The organism is Sphingomonas sp. (assembly GCF_035714405.1).
Classification (GTDB): Bacteria; Pseudomonadota; Alphaproteobacteria; order Sphingomonadales; family Sphingomonadaceae; genus Sphingomonas.
In genome coordinates this window covers 44521-60512 of record NZ_DASTMA010000014.1, presented here as the reverse complement: position 1 = coordinate 60512, position 15992 = coordinate 44521, and the positions used below count along the sequence as shown (strand labels likewise).

The following is a 15992-nucleotide window of genomic DNA, read 5'->3' as shown; positions in this document are numbered from 1 at the left end:
CGAAGTCGAAGCATCTTGCGGGGTGTGACTACGACTTCGCTCAGGGCGAACGGATGGTGAGTTCACCCACCTTGACGCGGCCCTAAAGCCCCGCCTTCTCCAGCGCGGACGCCAACTCCGCGTCCATCTCGTCCTTCCCGGCTGGGGTGAGCCGGTTCAACGCGGTCCGCACCCGCGTCTGCGCGACCTGCAGCGTCTTGTGGCGCACCGCGCGGATGCCGTTGGTGCGCCACGAGTCGCTCTCGCCGAGCAGCGCCTCCCACTTCGCCTCCTCACCCGCCAGGATCGCAAGCGCCAAGCGCAGGCCGTCGCGCCGGCCGTGCGCAAAGTCGTCGGACCCGCTCACCTCTGGGCGATCAGCGCCGGGCTGCCGAGGTCGAGCGCGTCGGCGCGGATCACCTCCAGGTCGGGACGGAGCGCGCGCAGCTTGTCGAGGAACAGCTTGGCGTCGCCCACTACCACGACGCTGGCGTTGGCGCTCGACACACCCGCCGACGCCGCCGCCGTTGCGCCCGCGGGCGTCACCGCATCAAGCGTATTCGCCAGCCGCGCGGCTTGCGCCGCGGGAACGCCCTGCTGGATCAGCCCCGCGACGATGGCGCCGAAGCCGCGGCTGGTCTCCGCCTGCCGGCCGAGGCTGCCGGACAGGAACGCCTTGCGCCTGGCGACCGTGGCGGCGTCCAGCGGCTCGCGCCCGAGCCGGTCGAACTCGGCCAGAATCACTTGCACGACGTCCGCCGCACTTTCGTTCTTGGTTTGCGTGGTGGCCGTCAACAAGCCGTCGTCGGCGCGCGCCGCGACTTGGCTATTGGCACCATAGGAGAGCGCGCGTTTGACGCGGATCTCCTGAAACAGCCGGCCGTTCGAGCCGGCGCCCAGCACCGCATTGGCGACCTGCAGGTCGAACCAGCGCGGGTCGGCGCGATCGACGCCGCGCACCGCCGCCGCGATCGCCGCCTGCCCGGCGCCTGGCATGTCGATGACCACCAGCCGAGGCTTCGCGGTCGCCCCTGCGCGTGCGGTCGGTAGTACCGGCGCAGTGCCAGCGGCCCGCCAATTGCCGAACAGTTGCTCGCCGAGCAGCCGTGCCGCCGCCGGATCGATGCCGCCGGTCACCACCAGCGTTGCCAGGTCTGGCCGCCACAATTGCGCGTGCGCCGCGGCGAGCTCGGGCTGCGTGATCGCGGCGATGCTGGCGGGCGTTACCACTGCACCATAGGGCGCGGTGCCATAGCTGATCGGCTGCAAGGCGAGGCTCGCCAACGTGCCGGGGTTCTTCAGCGCCACCGACAGGGCGTCCAACGCCTGACGGCGGCGCAGCTCGACCTCGCTCGCGGGGAAGGCGGCGTTGCGCACCACGTCGGCCAGCACCGCGCCCGCGCGCGCCAGCGTCGCCACCGGCGCGGTGATCGAGACGACCGTGCCGTCCGGCCCCGCGAACGCATCGAGCTGCGCGCCCAGTGCCTCGACCTCGGCGGCAATCTGCTCGGCGCTGCGCGTGCGCGTGCCCTGCGTCGCCACATCGGCGACCATCGCCGCCAGCCCTGCGCGGTTGCGTGGGTCGGTCGCCGCGCCGCCCCGGAATACGACGGACAGCGTCGCGACCGGCACCGGCCCGGTTCGCGCGGCAACGAAATTCATGCCATTGGCGATGCGTCCCTCGACAATCGTCGGCGGCGTCACCGCAACCGCGGTGGCAGGTCGGGGCGGCGCCTGGCGGCTGCCCTCCGGCGCCAAGGCGAGCGGCGCGCGCCGCGCGGGCGGCACGTTCGCCCAGCGTGGCATCGGCGTCGGGTTGGTCCAGGCGTCGGCCGCGCCCGCGGGCCGCTGCTGCTCATCGAGATAGCGGAAGTCGACCCGCGTCTCCGGCCGCAGGTAGGTGCGCGCGACGCGCTGCACGTCGGCGGCGGTCACCTTACCCACCCGGGCGAGGCGTTCGTCGAGAGCACGCGGGTTGCCGGTGCGGACCAGCGCCTCGCCGAGCGCAAAGGCACGACCGTCGAACGTCTCGCGCGAACGCAGCGCCTGCGCCGCGATCTCGTTCTTCGCTTCGACTAGCTCGCCCGCGGTGACCGGCGTCTCGCGCAGCCGCGCGATTTCGGCCGCGAGCGCCGGCTCCGCCTCCGCCACCGTGCGCCCGCTCGCCAGCGTCACCTGCGGGGCGAAGAAGCCGCCATCCTCGACGTCCTGCAATTGCACCCCGACGTTGGCGGCGACCTGCTGCTCGCGCACCAGCGCCCGGCGCAGGCGCGAATTCTCGCCGCCCGCCAAGATCGCGTCGAGCACTTCCAGCGCGGCAAGGTCCGCATGCCGCGAGCCGGGAATGCGCCAGCTCGACACGATCGTCGGCAGCGGCACATTGGGGGCATAGGTGGTGACGGTGCGCGGCGCGGTGCGCAGCGCCTCCTTGGTGGCGGCGGCGAGCGGGATCGCATTGGCGCGGCGCGGAATGGCGCCGAAATACCTGTCTACCCAGGCGTTCAGCTGCGCTGGGTCGAAATTTCCGGACACGATCAGCGTTGCGGTGTCGGGTCCATAGAACGCCTCGTGGAACGCGCGCGCATCTTCCAGCGTCGCCGCGTCGAGCTGCTCCAGGCTGCCGATTCCCGAGCGACGCATCGGCAGCGTGTCATAGCTGTTCTCGTCCATCACCAGCCGCAGCCGGCCATAGGGCGGCGACAGGACGCGCTGGCGGAACTCCTCCTTCACGACGTTGCGCTCGGTCTCGAACACCTGCGCGTCCACCACCGGCCGCGCCATGCGCTCGGCATGAGTCCACAGCATCGTCTCCAGATACTGGGCGGGGACGATCTCGTAATAGTTGGTGCGATCGAACCAGGTCGAGGCGTTTCGCTGGCCGCCGACATCCTCGGTAAGCTGGTTGATCGCATTGTACGGCATGTTCACCGTCTTTCGCGACAGGATGTGCTCAAACAGGTGCGCGAAGCCGGAGCGGCCCTCGGGATCGTGCTTCGACCCGACATCGTACCACAGCTGGGTGGTGACGTTGGGCGTGCTGGTGTCGCGGATGGCGATCACCTTCAGCCCGTTGGCGAGCGTCCGCTCGGTGAACGCAATCGGCGGCACCACGATCGCAGTTGCGGCGGCGCGCTCCTGCGCCACAGCGGGCGAAAGGACCGAGCCGGCGAGCAGCGCCACGATGGCGGTGGCGAGGCGTGGACGGAGGGACATGGACTTGCTCCTGGATTCAACTTCTTGCCCAGTGCAACCGTGCCCCGCACCGATGGTCAAGTGCAATCGTGGCGTTGCTGACCCACCAAGCAATTCTTCATCGCGAGATGCCGACGAAGGCCGCTAAGCCTCGATGGGAAGGGGTGAACCATGTCCGCCATCCACGAAACATGCGCGGAACCCCTCCCGCCCGAACTGAGCCACCTCGGCGTGTTCCTGCGCTTCCTGCGCTTCGGCGCGATGGCGTTCGGCGGGCCGGTGGCGCAGATCGCGATGATCCGCCGCGAGCTGGTCGAGGAGGAGCGCTGGATCGCGCCCGACCGGTTCAACAAACTAATCGCCGTGATGCAGGTGCTGCCCGGACCGGAGGCGCACGAGCTGTGCGTCCATCTCGGCATCCGCGCCAAGGGGCGGCTGGGTGGCGTACTTGCCGGGCTCGGCTTCATGCTGCCGGGTCTGCTGCTGATGCTCGCGCTCGCCTGGGCCTATACAAGGCTACCGATCGCCGGGACGACGCTGGGTGCGATGTTTCTCGGCGTGCAGGCGGCGGTGATCGCGGTGATCCTACGCGCGGTCCACCGCATCGGCGAGCACATCCTGCTCGATCGCTGGTCGTGGACGGCGGCAATCGGGGCGGCGGCGGCATCGTTCGTGGGGATCAGTTTCTGGATCATACTGCCGGCCGCGGGAGCCGCTTTTGCCCTGGCGGTCACCGGCCGGCGTGGCGCGGCCGCGGCCGTCACGGCGCTGGCCCTCGCCATCGCTGCGGTCACATGGGACGGCGGCGAAGCGGCGTTTAGCCCGGTAGCGACCGCAGGCGCGGCCGCGCCAACCGCGGCGATGCTGTTCTGGTCTGGGCTGAAGGGCGGGCTGCTCACCTTCGGCGGCGCCTATACCGCGATCCCCTTCATCCGCGCCGATACGGTCGACCGCGGCTGGATGAGCGACGCGCAGTTCCTCGACGGGCTCGGGCTGGCGGGGATCCTGCCGGCGCCGTTGGTGATCTTCGCCACCTTTGCGGGCTGGATCAGCGGCGGGCTCGCCGGCGCGCTGGCGATCACGGCGGGGATGTTCCTGCCCGCCTTCGCTTTTTCGCTGCTGTTCTACGAGCGGCTCGAGGCGGTGGTCGAGCACCGGCGCCTTCAGCACGTCCTCGCCGGCGTCGCCGCCGCGGTCGTCGGACTGATCGTGGTGACCCTGATCGACCTCACCCGCACCACTGCGGCGCAGACGCCCGAGGCGGTCGCGAGCCTGCTGATCTTCCTTGTCGCGTTGGCGATCCTATACCGGTGGAAAAGCAAGTGGAGCACACCCGCCGTACTGGCGATCGGCGCGGTGGCAGGCGCGGCGGCGCTGTGACGCGGCAGCTTTCGGGCCGCAGGCAACCACTTAACCGGCTCCTCACTATTCGCGGTTAGGCCGAGCGGGTGTTTGGTCTCGCCTACCTTCGTGACGCATGGCGTTCGAGCGCGGTTGCGCCCGCGCGCGCTGCGTCCGTCGAGGCGCCGCAGCCCGAGTCGCTGGCGCACAGGCTTTTGCCTTTCCACCCGGTCAGCGGCCTGCCGACGCGCGAAACCCTGCTGGCGCACATCGCCGCCGATCGCGCAGGCATGCTGGGGGCGATCGCCTTTGCCGATTTCGAACGGCTGACCGCCTTCGACCCGGCGCTGGGCGAACGCGTGTTCGCCACCGCGATCGAGCGTCTGCGACGGATGCTCCCACCCGATCGCGTCGTCGCACAGGTCGATCGCGGCCAGGTATGTCTGTGGTTCACGAACCGCACCAGCGACGAGGTGCGCGCCGAACTCGACGCGATATCCTATGCGCTCAGCGACGCGATCGAGGATGGCGAGACGCGCGTGGTGCCCGAGATCAAATTGCGGGTCGGACGCTATGATGCGGCTGACGGCATGGTGCCGACCGCGTTCCTGGCGCGTACCTTGGCCTCCTTCGCCCTTCCCGAGGGCGTGTCCGCCACCCCCAGCCGCCAGAGCGACTATGCCGAACTGGCGCGCGAGCGCTACGCCATGGAGCAGGACCTGCGCCAAGCGATCGACCGGCGCGAGTTGCGGCTCGAATATCAGCCACTGGTCGACGCCGGGCTCGGCTGCGTCGGCGGGGCCGAGGCGTTGATGCGCTGGACCCATCCCGAACGAGGGCCGGTGCCGCCGTCGCGTTTCATTCCGATCGTCGAGTCGATGGGCCTGGCGAACGAGATCGGGCTGTGGGCGCTGAACGCGGCGCTGCGCGAGGCGCGTTGCTGGCAGATCGGCGGCCTGGGCAAGCTGCGTGTCGCGGTCAACGTATCGGGGCTTCAGCTCGAACGCGACGATCTGCCCGTGCTCGTGCAACGAACGCTGCAACGCCACGAACTGCCCGCCAGCGCGCTCGAGATCGAACTCACCGAAAGTGTCGCGACCAGCGACGCCGAACATTGCCGCCGCATCTTCCAGGAGCTGCGCGCCATGGGCGTCAAGCTCGCGGTTGACGATTTCGGCACCGGCTATTCCGGCTTCAGCACGCTGCGGACGCTGGCGTTCGACAAGATCAAGATCGACCGCGAGTTCGTCACCGATGTCGACACCCGCCGCGACAGTCAGGCGATCTGCCAGAGCATCATCGCGCTCGGCCGGGGTCTCGGCATTCGCGTCCTGGCGGAAGGGGTCGAACGGCAGGGCGAGTACCAGTGGCTTCGCCGCCACGGCTGCCAGCATTTCCAGGGTTACTACTTCGCACCGCCGCTCAGCCCCGACGCTTTCACCGCCTATGTCCGCGACACCGCCGCGTTCAAAGCGCAATTGAAGGTGGATGTCGGTCCCGACCAAATCTCCGAAAGATTGAGAGCATGATCCGCACCCGCACCCTCGCCGCCACCGTTGCTCTAGCGGCACTCGCCGCCTGTTCGAGCGGGCCGAAGCGCGTCAGGAACGCGCCCCCACCCCCCGCCATCGTCGCGGTCACCGCGGCCGAGACCGACGCTGTCTTTTCCCTGCTGATGACCGGCCGGGACAAAGAGGCGCGCGAACAGCTCAAGAAGCTGCTGAAACGCGACCCACAGTCCGCCACCGCCGGACTGCTCAGGGACTCGGTCGAGCGCGACCCCAAGGATTTGCTGGGACCACAGAGCTTCCCGTACACCGTACGCGCCGGCGACACGGCCGAGGGTGTGGCGCAGCGGCTGCTCGGCAACCGGTTGAAGGCGTATCAGCTGATCCGCTACAATGAGCTCAGGCCTCCGGTGATCCTGACACCTGGTCAGGTGCTGCGCATCCCCGGCGAGCTGCCCAGGGTCGAGCCGATCCGGCGACCCGAGCCCACCACGCCACGCCCGTCGGCGAGCACACCGGCCCCCGCGACCAAGCCGAAGCCCGCTGCGCCCAAGGCCGTCGCCCCGGCTGCCCCCGCGGCGAACCCGGCCGGCGCGCGCAGCGCCCGCGCCGCGGGGCTCGCGGCACTGAATGGCGGTGACGTCAATCGCGCTGTCGGGCTGCTCCGCCGCGCCGCCGCGCTTGACCGCGGCAACCCGCTGATCGCGCGTGACCTCGCGCGCGCGGAGCGGATCGCAGCCACCGTGCGTGCGCGCAAGTGACGGGCAAGCAATGCTTAACGCCTCTGCGCTATTGACGTCATGATATGTCCGCTCCGCCCCCCGCAATGAAGACCTTAGGCCGTTACCGGATCGAGGGGCGCCTCGGCGAAGGTGCCATGGCCGATGTCTATCGCGCCCACGACCCCGACATCGGACGCACCGTCGCGATCAAGGTTCTCAAGCCCGATTTCGGCCGCGACCCTGATCTCGGCGCGCGCTTCGTCCGCGAGGCGCGTGCCGCCGGCGCGCTCAACCACCCCAACATCGCGACGATCTATGACGTCGGCGAAGTCGACGGAGTCGCCTATATCGCGATGGAACTGGTCGACGGCCAGCCGCTCGACGTGGCGCTGCAGGCGGTTGGACGCATGCCCTATGAGCGCGTGCTGTCGCTCGGCCAGCAACTCGCCGCGGCGCTCGGCTATGCTCATCGCGCCGGCGTCGTGCATCGCGACGTCAAGCCGTCGAACATCCTCCTCTCCGCCGACGGCCGGACCGCCAAGCTGCTCGACTTCGGCGTCGCGCGGATCGGCGAGGGCGACCCTGGCCAGCTGGCCCGTACGCAGGTCGGGACACTGGTCGGCACACCGCGCTACATGAGCCCCGAACAGGCGCTGGGGCTGCCGGTCGACGCCCGCGCCGATCTCTTCTCGCTGGGCGTCGTGCTGTACGAGATGGTCACCGGCAAGGTCGCGTTTCCCGGCACCGCGCTGGCGACGCTGGCGATCCAGATCGCGCAGGAAAAAGTCGAGCCGATCGACCGCTCCACGCAGGACTGCCCGCCAGGCCTACGCTTCATCATCGACAAGCTGCTCGCCAAGAAGCCCGAGCAGCGTTTCGCCGACGGCGACGCCTTGGCCGCCGCGCTGGGCCGCGAAATCGCGGCGGCGGGCGAAAAACCCTCCGGCCGGCGCGGTCTGTCGCTGCGCTTCAAGCTGCCGCTCACCTTGGCGCTGGTCACCGCCAGCGCGCTCGCCGCCTGCTTCACCTGGAGCCTGGCGGGCGAACGGCGCACCCTGGAGCACATGGCGATCAGCTCCGGCGCCACTACCGCTTCCTTTGTCACCAACAACGCCGCCGTGCTCGCGGCGGACAATGCCGGCCTGCCGCCCGAGCAGCAGGACTGGTCGGCACTGCAGGCGTTCGCCGTCACCGCCAGCCGGGACCCCTCGGTCCGCGACCTGGTGGTCGCGGACTCGACCGGCATCGTCCGCGCTGCCGGCGATGCCCGGCTGGTCGGCCGTCCCTGGCGACGGGCCGGGGGCGAAACGAAGATGGATTATGCGGGGGAGGCTATCGTCAGTGCCGCCGGCGATGCCGGGCGGGGCGCTGGCATTCGCTTCGTCCATCCGATCCGCTATGCCGGCGCCAGCTTCGGCACCGTCGATCTGGTGGTCAAGCGCACCGCCCTCGACGCGGCGCTCGACCGCGCGCGCGCATCCCTGCTGCTGCTCTCCGCAATCGTCATGCTGGCGGTGCTCGGGGTGGGATATCTCAGCGGTGCGATGGTGGCCAGGCCGCTGCGCCGGCTGCGCGAAGCACTCGATCAGGCGCCCGACAACGGGTTCGCGATCAGGCTCTCGCATCGCAGGCGGGACGAATTCGGCGCGGTGTTCGACGCCTTCAACGCCGCCGCCGCCGCGGTCGAGCCGCAGCTCGCGACCGGGCAGAAGCCGGCGGAAGCCAAGGCGGCCGTGCTCGCCACCCGCATCGCCATACCGCGCATCGCCGCCTGACGCATGTACATGCTCCAGCTCTTTGACGCCGCCGACGAGCTCCAGCCGCTCGACGCGCGTCTGCTGCGCGAAGGCGCGATGAGGATCGGGCGTGACGCGGGAGCCGACTGGCCGATTGCCGACCCCGATTGCGAGCTGTCGCGCGCGCATTGCGAGATCACGGCCACCCCCGACGGCCTGGCCCTGCGCGCGCTCGGCGCCAACGGCGTGTTCGACGACCAGACCGGCGAGCGTTATCCGGACGCTACGCAGATTCCCGTACCGCTCCCTTCGACACTCCGCTTCGGCCGCTTCCGTCTGCGCGCCAGCCGTGCTCCGCATGGCGACGAACCGGTGGATGCCGATCGGACCATGGTGCTGACCCCGCCGCTCGGCGCGTCGGCGTCGGTGCCGGAAAATTGGAGCGACGCGGGGGCCGTGTCCACACCCAGCGGTGGCGGCTCGCTGCTGGAGGCGTTCTGCGAGGGCGCGGGCCTCGATGCGTCGCTGCTGTCGAGCGAGGAACCCGAAGAGATCATGCGCCGTGCCGGTGCGGTCTATCGTCAGATGGTGCTCGGCGTCGGCGACCTGATGACCGAACGCGATCGTGCCCGTGAGCGGCACAAGCTGTCGCGCACGACGATCGGCGGATCGCGCAACAATCCATTCAAATGGGCGCCGACTCAGCGGCTGGCGATCGATCTGCTCTTAGCCGGCTCCGGCGGCTTCCTGTCCGGGCCGGCCGCCCTGCAAGCGTCCTTCAGCGATGTGAAGCGCCACCTGATCGCCACTTTCGCCGGGCTGCACGGCAGCCTGCGCGCCGCGGTCGGCGCCTTTGAGCCATCGTCGGTGGACGAGGGCGCGGCCAAACGCGGCGCGCTGCTGAAAAGCCGCGCCGCCGCGCAGGTGGAGGAGGTCGCGGCGCGGCATGCAGACCTGATCGCGCAACTGGAAGACGGCGCCAGCGGCTCGCTGGAGCGTGCGTTCGTCACCGCTTATGACGCAGCGGAAGCCCAGGTGCTGAGCGGCAACGCGTCGTGAGCGCCTCGCCTCGAACACTCGACATCACCCCGGGACTGGAAGGCCGCGCCTTGTGCTCTGTGTCCCGCAGCCACGTCGGCCGGGTGCGCGCGATCAACGAGGACCGCGTCTTCGACGATGCCGAGGCCGGGGTATGGGCGGTGGCGGACGGCATGGGCGGGCACAGCGGCGGCGACCTCGCTGCGCAACAGGTCGTGACCTGCCTGCGCCGTGCGACCGAAATCACGCCGCTCACGCAACACGCGATCCGGAATGCGTTGCTGGCCGCGAACGGCGACATCCACGCAAGGAACAAGCGTCTGGGGCTCGACGCGGGAACGACGGTCGTGACCGCGGTGCTGGCGGACGGTTGGCTGGAGATCAGCTGGGCAGGCGACAGCCGCGCCTATCGCCTGCGCGATGGCCGGGCCGAGCTGCTCACGCACGACCACAGCCTGGTGCAACAATTCGTCGACGCCGGGCTGCTGACGCCCGCTCAGGCTGAAACCCACCCTCACGCCAACATCGTCACTCGCGCTCTGGGCGTGGACGCCAACCCCGCGCTGGACACGGTGCGGGTGGAGGTCGGCGCCGACCGTTTCCTGCTTTGCTCCGACGGTCTCAGCCGATCGCTGCGCATCGATGATTTTCCGGCGGAGCTGCCGCTGGCCGCGCTCGGCGATCGGATGATCGCCAACGCGCTGGAGCGCGACGGCAGCGACAATGTCTCGCTGGTGCTGATCGAGATCGCGGCGGCCGGTTAGGCTCAGCTCACGCGGCGGAGCGGCACCACGGTGGCGGGACGTTGCACTTCGGTCAGCTTGCGCGCCAGCGCCGCCTGATCGAAGGGCTTGGACAGCATGGGAAATTGACCGGCTTCGCTTTCGCCGAGCTCCGCAAAGCCGCTGACGATCAGGATCGGCATGTCCGGCGCGCCACGCCGGATGCGGCGGGCGAGTTGCGAGCCGGTCATGCGGGGCATCAACTGGTCGGTCACGACAAGCTCGATCTGCGGCTCGCGTCCCAGCTGCTCCAGCGCTTCTTCACCCGACGCCGCCAGCCGCACGGCATGACCCAGATCCTCAAGCATCGCGGCGGTGTTCGCGAGCACCAGCGGGTCGTCGTCCACCACCAGCACCTCCATCGGCGCGGTCCTGCGGGCATGCTCCGGACGCTCGGCCTCTAGCCGAGCCGGACGCACCCTGACCGTTCCGGGCAGATAAAGGTCGACCGTGGTGCCCTGACCGAGCTGGCTGCGGACCATCAGCTTGCCACCGGATTGCGCGGCGAGACCGTGCACCATCGAGAGGCCGAGGCCCGTCCCCTTGCCGACGCCCTTGGTCGTGAAGAACGGCTCGGTCGCGCGCGCCAGCGTGGCCGCGTCCATACCCTCGCCATGATCGACCATGCTGAGCCGCACATAGGGACCCGGCGGCAGACCGGCCGCGTTGCGCTCGCCCAGATGCTCCGCCACCGCGCTCACTTCCAGCTTGCCGCCGTCGGGCATCGCATCGCGGGCGTTGACGGCAAGATTGAGCAGCGCCAGCTCGAGCTGATGCGCATCCGCATGCACCGGCGGCAGGTCGAGCGGAAAGCGCGTCTCGACCCGCACCAGCGGTCCCAGCGAGCGCTGCAGCATGTCGGTCATGCCATGAACCAGCTGCGGCAGGTCGAGGGGTTCGGGTCGCAAATCCTGTTTGCGCGCGAACGCCAGCAGCCGCTGGGTCAGCGAAGCGCCGCGCTGCGCGCCTTCCATCGCGCTGTCCGCCAGACGGATCAACTTGGGATCGTCGGGCATCTTGCGGCGCAACAGGTCCAGATTGCCGACGATCACCGCCAGCAGATTGTTGAAATCGTGCGCCACACCCCCCGTCAGGTGGCCGATCGCCTCGATCTTCTGCGCCCGACGCAGCGCATCCTCGGCGCGCTTGCGCTCGGTGACGTCGGTCAGGCCGCCGACGAGATGGACGAATGTGCCCTCCGCGTCGCGCTCGATCCGCGCTGCCGAGACGACGTCGAGCATGTCGCCAGCCTTGGTCACCACCCGGTATTCGCGCGGCTCTAGCTCGTCCTGCGCGATCAGGGCCGGCCAGTCCTGCGTTCGGAACTGGCGCGCGGACTCCTCGGTCAGGAAGTTGATCAGCGGCCGGCCGATCACCTCGTCGCGTGGATAACCCAGCAATGCCAGCCAGGTGTCGCTGACCTGCTCGATGCGCCCTTCCTGGTCGAGCGAGTGGAGCGGCAGCGGCGTACCGCGATACAGCGAGCGGAACCGCTCCTCGCTGGCGCGCAGGGCGTCGGCCTCGCGTTGCGCGAGCAGCGCGAAGCGGCGGTCGAACATGGCAGCGGTCAAGGCCAGGAAAAGGATCAGGAAGGTCGCGGCGAACACCCCGACCGCAAGCGCGGTCTGGCCGTTGCCGACCGCGCCGCCGCCGATGTCGTGATGGGCGATAAAGGTCGCGGCCTTCATGCCGGCAAAGTGCATGCCCGCGATCGCGCCGCCCATCACCAGCGCCGCCGCCGCTTTCTCCAGGGATCTGGCGTTGCGCGATGCGAGCCACAGCGCCGCGGTGGCGGCCACGATCGCGATCAGCACCGAAGCCGCGAACCAGGGCCGGTCATAGCTGATCGCACCCGGCATGCGCATCGCGGCCATGCCCATATAGTGCATGGTGACGACGCCGAGTCCCATGAACAGCCCCGCCGCGGCCAGCCGTCCCCATGACGCGGACGCGGGCGCCATCACGGCAAAGGCGATGCCGGTGACCACTATCGCAATAAGCAAGGATAGCAGCGTCAGGATGGGGTCGTAGGCGAACGCCATGCTGGGCATGGAAAAGGCCAGCATGGCAACGAAATGCATCGCCCAGATGCCCCCGCCCATGGCGACGGCGGCGGTACCCAGCCACACCCGTCGCATCCAGCCGGCCGACGCGCGGACCCGCGCGGCGAGGTCGAGAGCGGTGTAGGAGGCGAGGATCGCGATGGCGATCGACATGACCACCAGCGTTGTGTCGTGCGTTCCGGAAGCCGTCATCAAGTACCTCAAATCAGCCGGCACCCTGGGGTCAGGTGATTACCATGTTCTGAATCAAACCCGGGCGCCTAGCAATCGCCGTGCTGCGTTGACTCTGAGCGCCGACCGGAACAAATCACGAACAATACTGTTGCGAGTCGCGCTGTGTCATTGCCTATCCCAACCCTGGCCGAACTGCGCGAGACCTTGCGGGCGATCGAGGGCGACGGCCATCGCCGGCGGCCGATGCTGCCCTTCGGCGTCGGCGCGATCGACGCGCGGCTGGGCGATGGCGGGTTGCGGCTCGATGCGCTGCACGAGGTGGCGGGTCAGGGATCGGGCTGGGGCGACGATGCGGCGGCGACCCTGTTCATCGCCGGCGTCGCGGCGCGCGCCTGGGGGCCGGTGTTGTGGGTGGTGCGCACCCGCGACCTGTTCGCGCCGGGCCTCTATCAAGCTGGGCTCGACCCTTCCCGCGTCCTCTATGCCCAGGCGCGGGACGATGCGGAAATGCTGGCGCTGATGGAGGAGGGCTTGCGGCATCGCGCACTGGGCGCGGTGATCGGCGAGGCCGCCCGTGTCGCCACCGCGCAGGCCCGCCGGCTGCAACTGGCGGCGGAGGGCGGGCGCACGATCGCGCTGCTGCTCAAACGGCCCCCACGTGGCGGCGGCGATCCGTTCGCGGTGCCCTCCACCGCCGTCACCCGCTGGCGGGTGGCGGGCACCCCATCCGCGCCGGTGCCCTGGGACGGGCTCGGCCGCGCCTGCTGGCGGGTCGAGTGCGTCCGTCAGCGCGGCGGCGATCCTTTCGAACTCACCGTGGAGGCTCCCGATGAAACGGGTCGCATCGCTCTACCTGCCCGACTGGTCGATCGACCGGCTGCGGCGGATCGAGCACCGCAACACGCCGCCGGCTGAGCCGCCTGAGGCGGACGGCCGCGCCGCGTACGATGCCATCGGCGCGGACGCTGCGGCCGAGCGGACGACGCATTGCTCCGTCCCCAAGGAGGGCGGCTGGCGTCCCGGCGCGCGCTGGGCGAAGTCGGACGGCAGCGGTCTGGCGGACTCGCGTGCGGCGGTCGAGGTGGCGATCGAAGCGCTGCCCGCGCACCGCCGCCCGTCCCAGCGCGAGCTCGGCCGTACCAGCCAGGCGGCGGACAATCCCTTCCGCAAGCCTGTCCTGAGCGGCGCCGCAGGCGGCGTCGAAGGGAACCTGTCACGGCCACCCGAGGAGCGGGTCGCCGCCCCCGCCCCCTTGCGCGCGCTGTCCCGTCGCACCGAGGCGGCCGAGCCGCTGTTTCGGCCGGGTACGCGCGGCTGGCACGGCGAGGATCCGCAAACCGCCATCGACGCGCTGCCGATCCACCAGCGGCCGCGCTCGGGCGAGCTGTCGCGCAGGACCGAGGTGATCGACCACCCCTTCCGGCCGATGCCGCCGGACGAGTTCGGTTCGACGCTGGCAGGCCGCGTGCCGATGCCCTCGCTCCAATTTCCCGGCGAGGACGCTCCCGCCAAAGCCGGACGCGGGGCGGCGCTGCGTGATGAAAACCGCGATCGTTACCGCAACGAGGCGCCGTCGGCATCGCTCTCGCTTGCCCGCGCCGCGTCGCTGCCACCGGTGCAAGGCCCCGGCGAGGACGTGGTGACGCGTCGCGAGATGCGTAAGCCCCGGCGCAGCGCGCGCGACGGCCATGGCGGCGAGGCCGGGTACATCGCTCCCCCAAACCTCAAGCAGCTCGCCGCCCCTTCGACGCCGCCTTCGGCGTTGCTCAGGACAGGCATGCCCGCCGTCCAGTATCCGGGCGAAGGGCCGCACCCCGACAATCACGGCAAGAGCGCTGCCCCAATGACCGCTGGCGCACCGACCTATGGCCAGGGCCGCTTCTTTCAGACCGGACGCACCCTCGGCAGTGTTGTCGCACGGGTGTGCCGCGACGATCTGTCCGATATGCCCGTCCGCGGGTCCGCCGAGCCGCCGCTGGTGACGGTCCACAAGGTCGGCTCGCGCGTCGAACTCGCCGCCGTCAACGCCGCCGCGCGCGCGCTCGGCCTCACACCTGGCACTGCGCTGACCATGGCGCGTGCGCAGGCGCCTGGATTGGAGGTGCGCAAGGCCGAGCCCGAACGTGACGCCGCCGATCTTGTCGCGCTGGCCGAACTGCTGGCGCGGCGCTGGGCGCCGATCGTCGCGGTCGACGGCGCGGACGGGCTGTTGATCGACCTGACCGGCGTCGCGCACCTGCATGGCGGCGAGGCCGGCTTCGCCCGGCGCCTGGTGCGCCTGCTCACGCGTCACGGCATCACCGCGCGGGTGGCGGTGGCGGACACGCCGGGCGCCGCCTGGGCCTTGGCGCGGTTCGGGGCCGCGACACCGGTGCAGCTGTCGGAAGCCGGCGCGAAGGCGCTTGCGCCGCTGCCCGTCGCCGCGTTGCGGCTGAACGCGCCCTCGCTCGAACTGCTCGCCCGCCTCGGCATCGACCGCATCGGCCAGCTGCTGGCGATGCCCCGTGCGCCGCTGGTCCGCCGTTTCGGTCGCGCTATCGTCGACCGACTCGACCAGGCGGCAGGCCACGCACCCGAGCCGCTCGTCCCCGTCGCGCCGCCCACCCGCATCGCCGTCGAACAGCGCTTCGCCGAGCCGATCGCGACGCCCGAGGCGATCGAACACTGGCTGTGCGCACTCATGGCCCGGCTCTGCGTCGCCCTGGCGCAGGCGGGACAGGGCGCCCGTGCGCTCGAACTGGTCGCTGCGCGCGTCGATGGCGTACCGCAGCGGCTGCGGCTCGGCTTTGCGCGCGCCACCCGCGATCCAGCCCACATGCTGCGCCTGACGCTCCGCCGGATCGAGGAGATCGAGCCCGGCTATGGCCTCGACGCGCTGGCGCTCCACATCCGCCGCGCCGATCCGCTGGGACCGGAGTCGCTCGCGCCGGCGCTGGCGGAAGACGCGCCGCCGGACCTGGCGCTGCTGATCGACACGCTTGCCAACCGCATCGGTCTTTCCCGGCTGTGGCGCGTGGTGCCGGTCGAAAGCGACGTGCCCGAACGTGCCGTTGCCTTCGCATCGCCGCTCGATCCTCCGTCGCAACGATCGGGCAAGCTCAAAGCCGACGATGTTCGCCGGCTCGACGGCCGTCCATCCGACCATCCCTGGCACCCGCGCTGGCCCCGTCCGGTACGGCTGCTGCGTCGTCCCGAACAGGTGGATCATGTCCTTGCCGAGCTCCCCGACCAGCCGCCCCGCCGCTTCACCTGGCGCGGCATCTCGCATCGCGTCGTCCGCGCCGAAGGGCCCGAGCGCATCGCCGGCGAATGGTGGCGCCGCGCCGGCGAGCGCCAAGCGGTACGCGACTATTTCCGCGTCGAGGACGAGGCGGGCGAACGCTTCTGGCTATACCGCCGCGGCGACGGCGTGCGTCCAGAGACCGGCGACCTCAGCTGGTTCCTTCATGCCCGGTAG

The 15992-nt window shown here is 70.3% G+C and carries 11 protein-coding genes; 8 read left to right on the top strand and 3 right to left on the bottom strand.

Annotated features, from left to right (window positions below; genetic code table 11):
- Positions 1-82: 82 nt before the first annotated feature.
- Positions 83-346, bottom strand: a complete 264-nt coding sequence (locus tag VFQ64_RS05215) for a hypothetical protein (RefSeq protein ID WP_325102239.1) — start codon at positions 344-346, stop codon at positions 83-85.
- Positions 343-3192, bottom strand: coding sequence for a pitrilysin family protein (locus VFQ64_RS05210; RefSeq protein ID WP_325102238.1), 2850 nt, complete (start codon positions 3190-3192; stop codon positions 343-345). The genes VFQ64_RS05215 and VFQ64_RS05210 overlap by 4 nt, the downstream gene beginning before the upstream one ends.
- Positions 3193-3342: 150 nt before the next feature.
- Between VFQ64_RS05210 and chrA the strand changes: the two genes are divergently transcribed.
- From chrA to VFQ64_RS05180, 6 genes are all read left to right on the top strand, one after another.
- Positions 3343-4551 carry a chromate efflux transporter gene (gene chrA, locus VFQ64_RS05205; RefSeq protein WP_325102237.1) on the top strand — a complete coding sequence of 403 codons (1209 nt, stop codon included), beginning with the start codon at positions 3343-3345 and terminating at the stop codon, positions 4549-4551.
- A 68-nt stretch (positions 4552-4619) separates the two neighbouring features.
- Positions 4620-6041 carry an EAL domain-containing protein gene (locus tag VFQ64_RS05200; protein WP_325102236.1) on the top strand — a complete coding sequence of 474 codons (1422 nt, stop codon included), beginning with the start codon at positions 4620-4622 and terminating at the stop codon, positions 6039-6041.
- A complete protein-coding gene (locus VFQ64_RS05195; RefSeq protein WP_325102235.1) occupies positions 6038-6781 on the top strand; it encodes a LysM peptidoglycan-binding domain-containing protein in 744 nt (247 codons plus the stop codon). The genes VFQ64_RS05200 and VFQ64_RS05195 overlap by 4 nt, the downstream gene beginning before the upstream one ends.
- 65 nt (positions 6782-6846) lie before the next feature.
- Positions 6847-8517 carry a serine/threonine-protein kinase gene (locus VFQ64_RS05190; protein ID WP_325102234.1) on the top strand — a complete coding sequence of 557 codons (1671 nt, stop codon included), beginning with the start codon at positions 6847-6849 and terminating at the stop codon, positions 8515-8517.
- 9 nt (positions 8518-8526) lie between these two features.
- Positions 8527-9537, top strand: coding sequence for a type VI secretion system-associated FHA domain protein (locus VFQ64_RS05185; RefSeq protein WP_325102233.1), 1011 nt, complete (start codon positions 8527-8529; stop codon positions 9535-9537).
- A 59-nt stretch (positions 9538-9596) separates the two neighbouring features.
- A complete protein-coding gene (locus VFQ64_RS05180) occupies positions 9597-10280 on the top strand; it encodes a PP2C family protein-serine/threonine phosphatase (protein WP_325102307.1) in 684 nt (227 codons plus the stop codon).
- Positions 10281-10282: 2 nt separating this feature from the next.
- Here the strand turns inward: VFQ64_RS05180 and VFQ64_RS05175 are convergent, their stop codons facing one another.
- The gene (locus VFQ64_RS05175; RefSeq protein WP_325102232.1) at positions 10283-12553 is read right to left on the bottom strand and encodes an MHYT domain-containing protein; all 2271 of its coding nucleotides are present in this window, start codon (positions 12551-12553) and stop codon (positions 10283-10285) included.
- Positions 12554-12778: 225 nt separating this feature from the next.
- Here VFQ64_RS05175 and VFQ64_RS05170 point away from each other — a divergent pair, with 225 nt between their 5' ends.
- Complete coding sequence (locus VFQ64_RS05170; RefSeq protein WP_325102306.1) at positions 12779-13450, top strand: protein ImuA; 672 nt, start codon at positions 12779-12781, stop codon at positions 13448-13450.
- Positions 13365-15992, top strand: a complete 2628-nt coding sequence (locus VFQ64_RS05165) for a DUF6504 family protein (protein WP_325102231.1) — start codon at positions 13365-13367, stop codon at positions 15990-15992. Before VFQ64_RS05170 ends, VFQ64_RS05165 begins: the two co-directional genes overlap by 86 nt.

Bases quoted from the DNA above. Each gene is read 5' to 3' on its own strand.
- VFQ64_RS05190 (WP_325102234.1), top strand. From the start codon at position 6,847: ATGAAGACCTTAGGCCGTTACCGGATCGAGGGGCGCCTCGGCGAAGGT.
- VFQ64_RS05165 (WP_325102231.1), top strand. From the start codon at position 13,365: ATGAAACGGGTCGCATCGCTCTACCTGCCCGACTGGTCGATCGACCGG.
- chrA (WP_325102237.1), top strand. From the start codon at position 3,343: ATGTCCGCCATCCACGAAACATGCGCGGAACCCCTCCCGCCCGAACTG.
- VFQ64_RS05210 (WP_325102238.1), bottom strand. From the start codon at position 3,192: ATGTCCCTCCGTCCACGCCTCGCCACCGCCATCGTGGCGCTGCTCGCC.
- VFQ64_RS05185 (WP_325102233.1), top strand. From the start codon at position 8,527: ATGCTCCAGCTCTTTGACGCCGCCGACGAGCTCCAGCCGCTCGACGCG.
- VFQ64_RS05195 (WP_325102235.1), top strand. From the start codon at position 6,038: ATGATCCGCACCCGCACCCTCGCCGCCACCGTTGCTCTAGCGGCACTC.
- VFQ64_RS05175 (WP_325102232.1), bottom strand. From the start codon at position 12,553: ATGACGGCTTCCGGAACGCACGACACAACGCTGGTGGTCATGTCGATC.
- VFQ64_RS05170 (WP_325102306.1), top strand. From the start codon at position 12,779: ATGCTGCCCTTCGGCGTCGGCGCGATCGACGCGCGGCTGGGCGATGGC.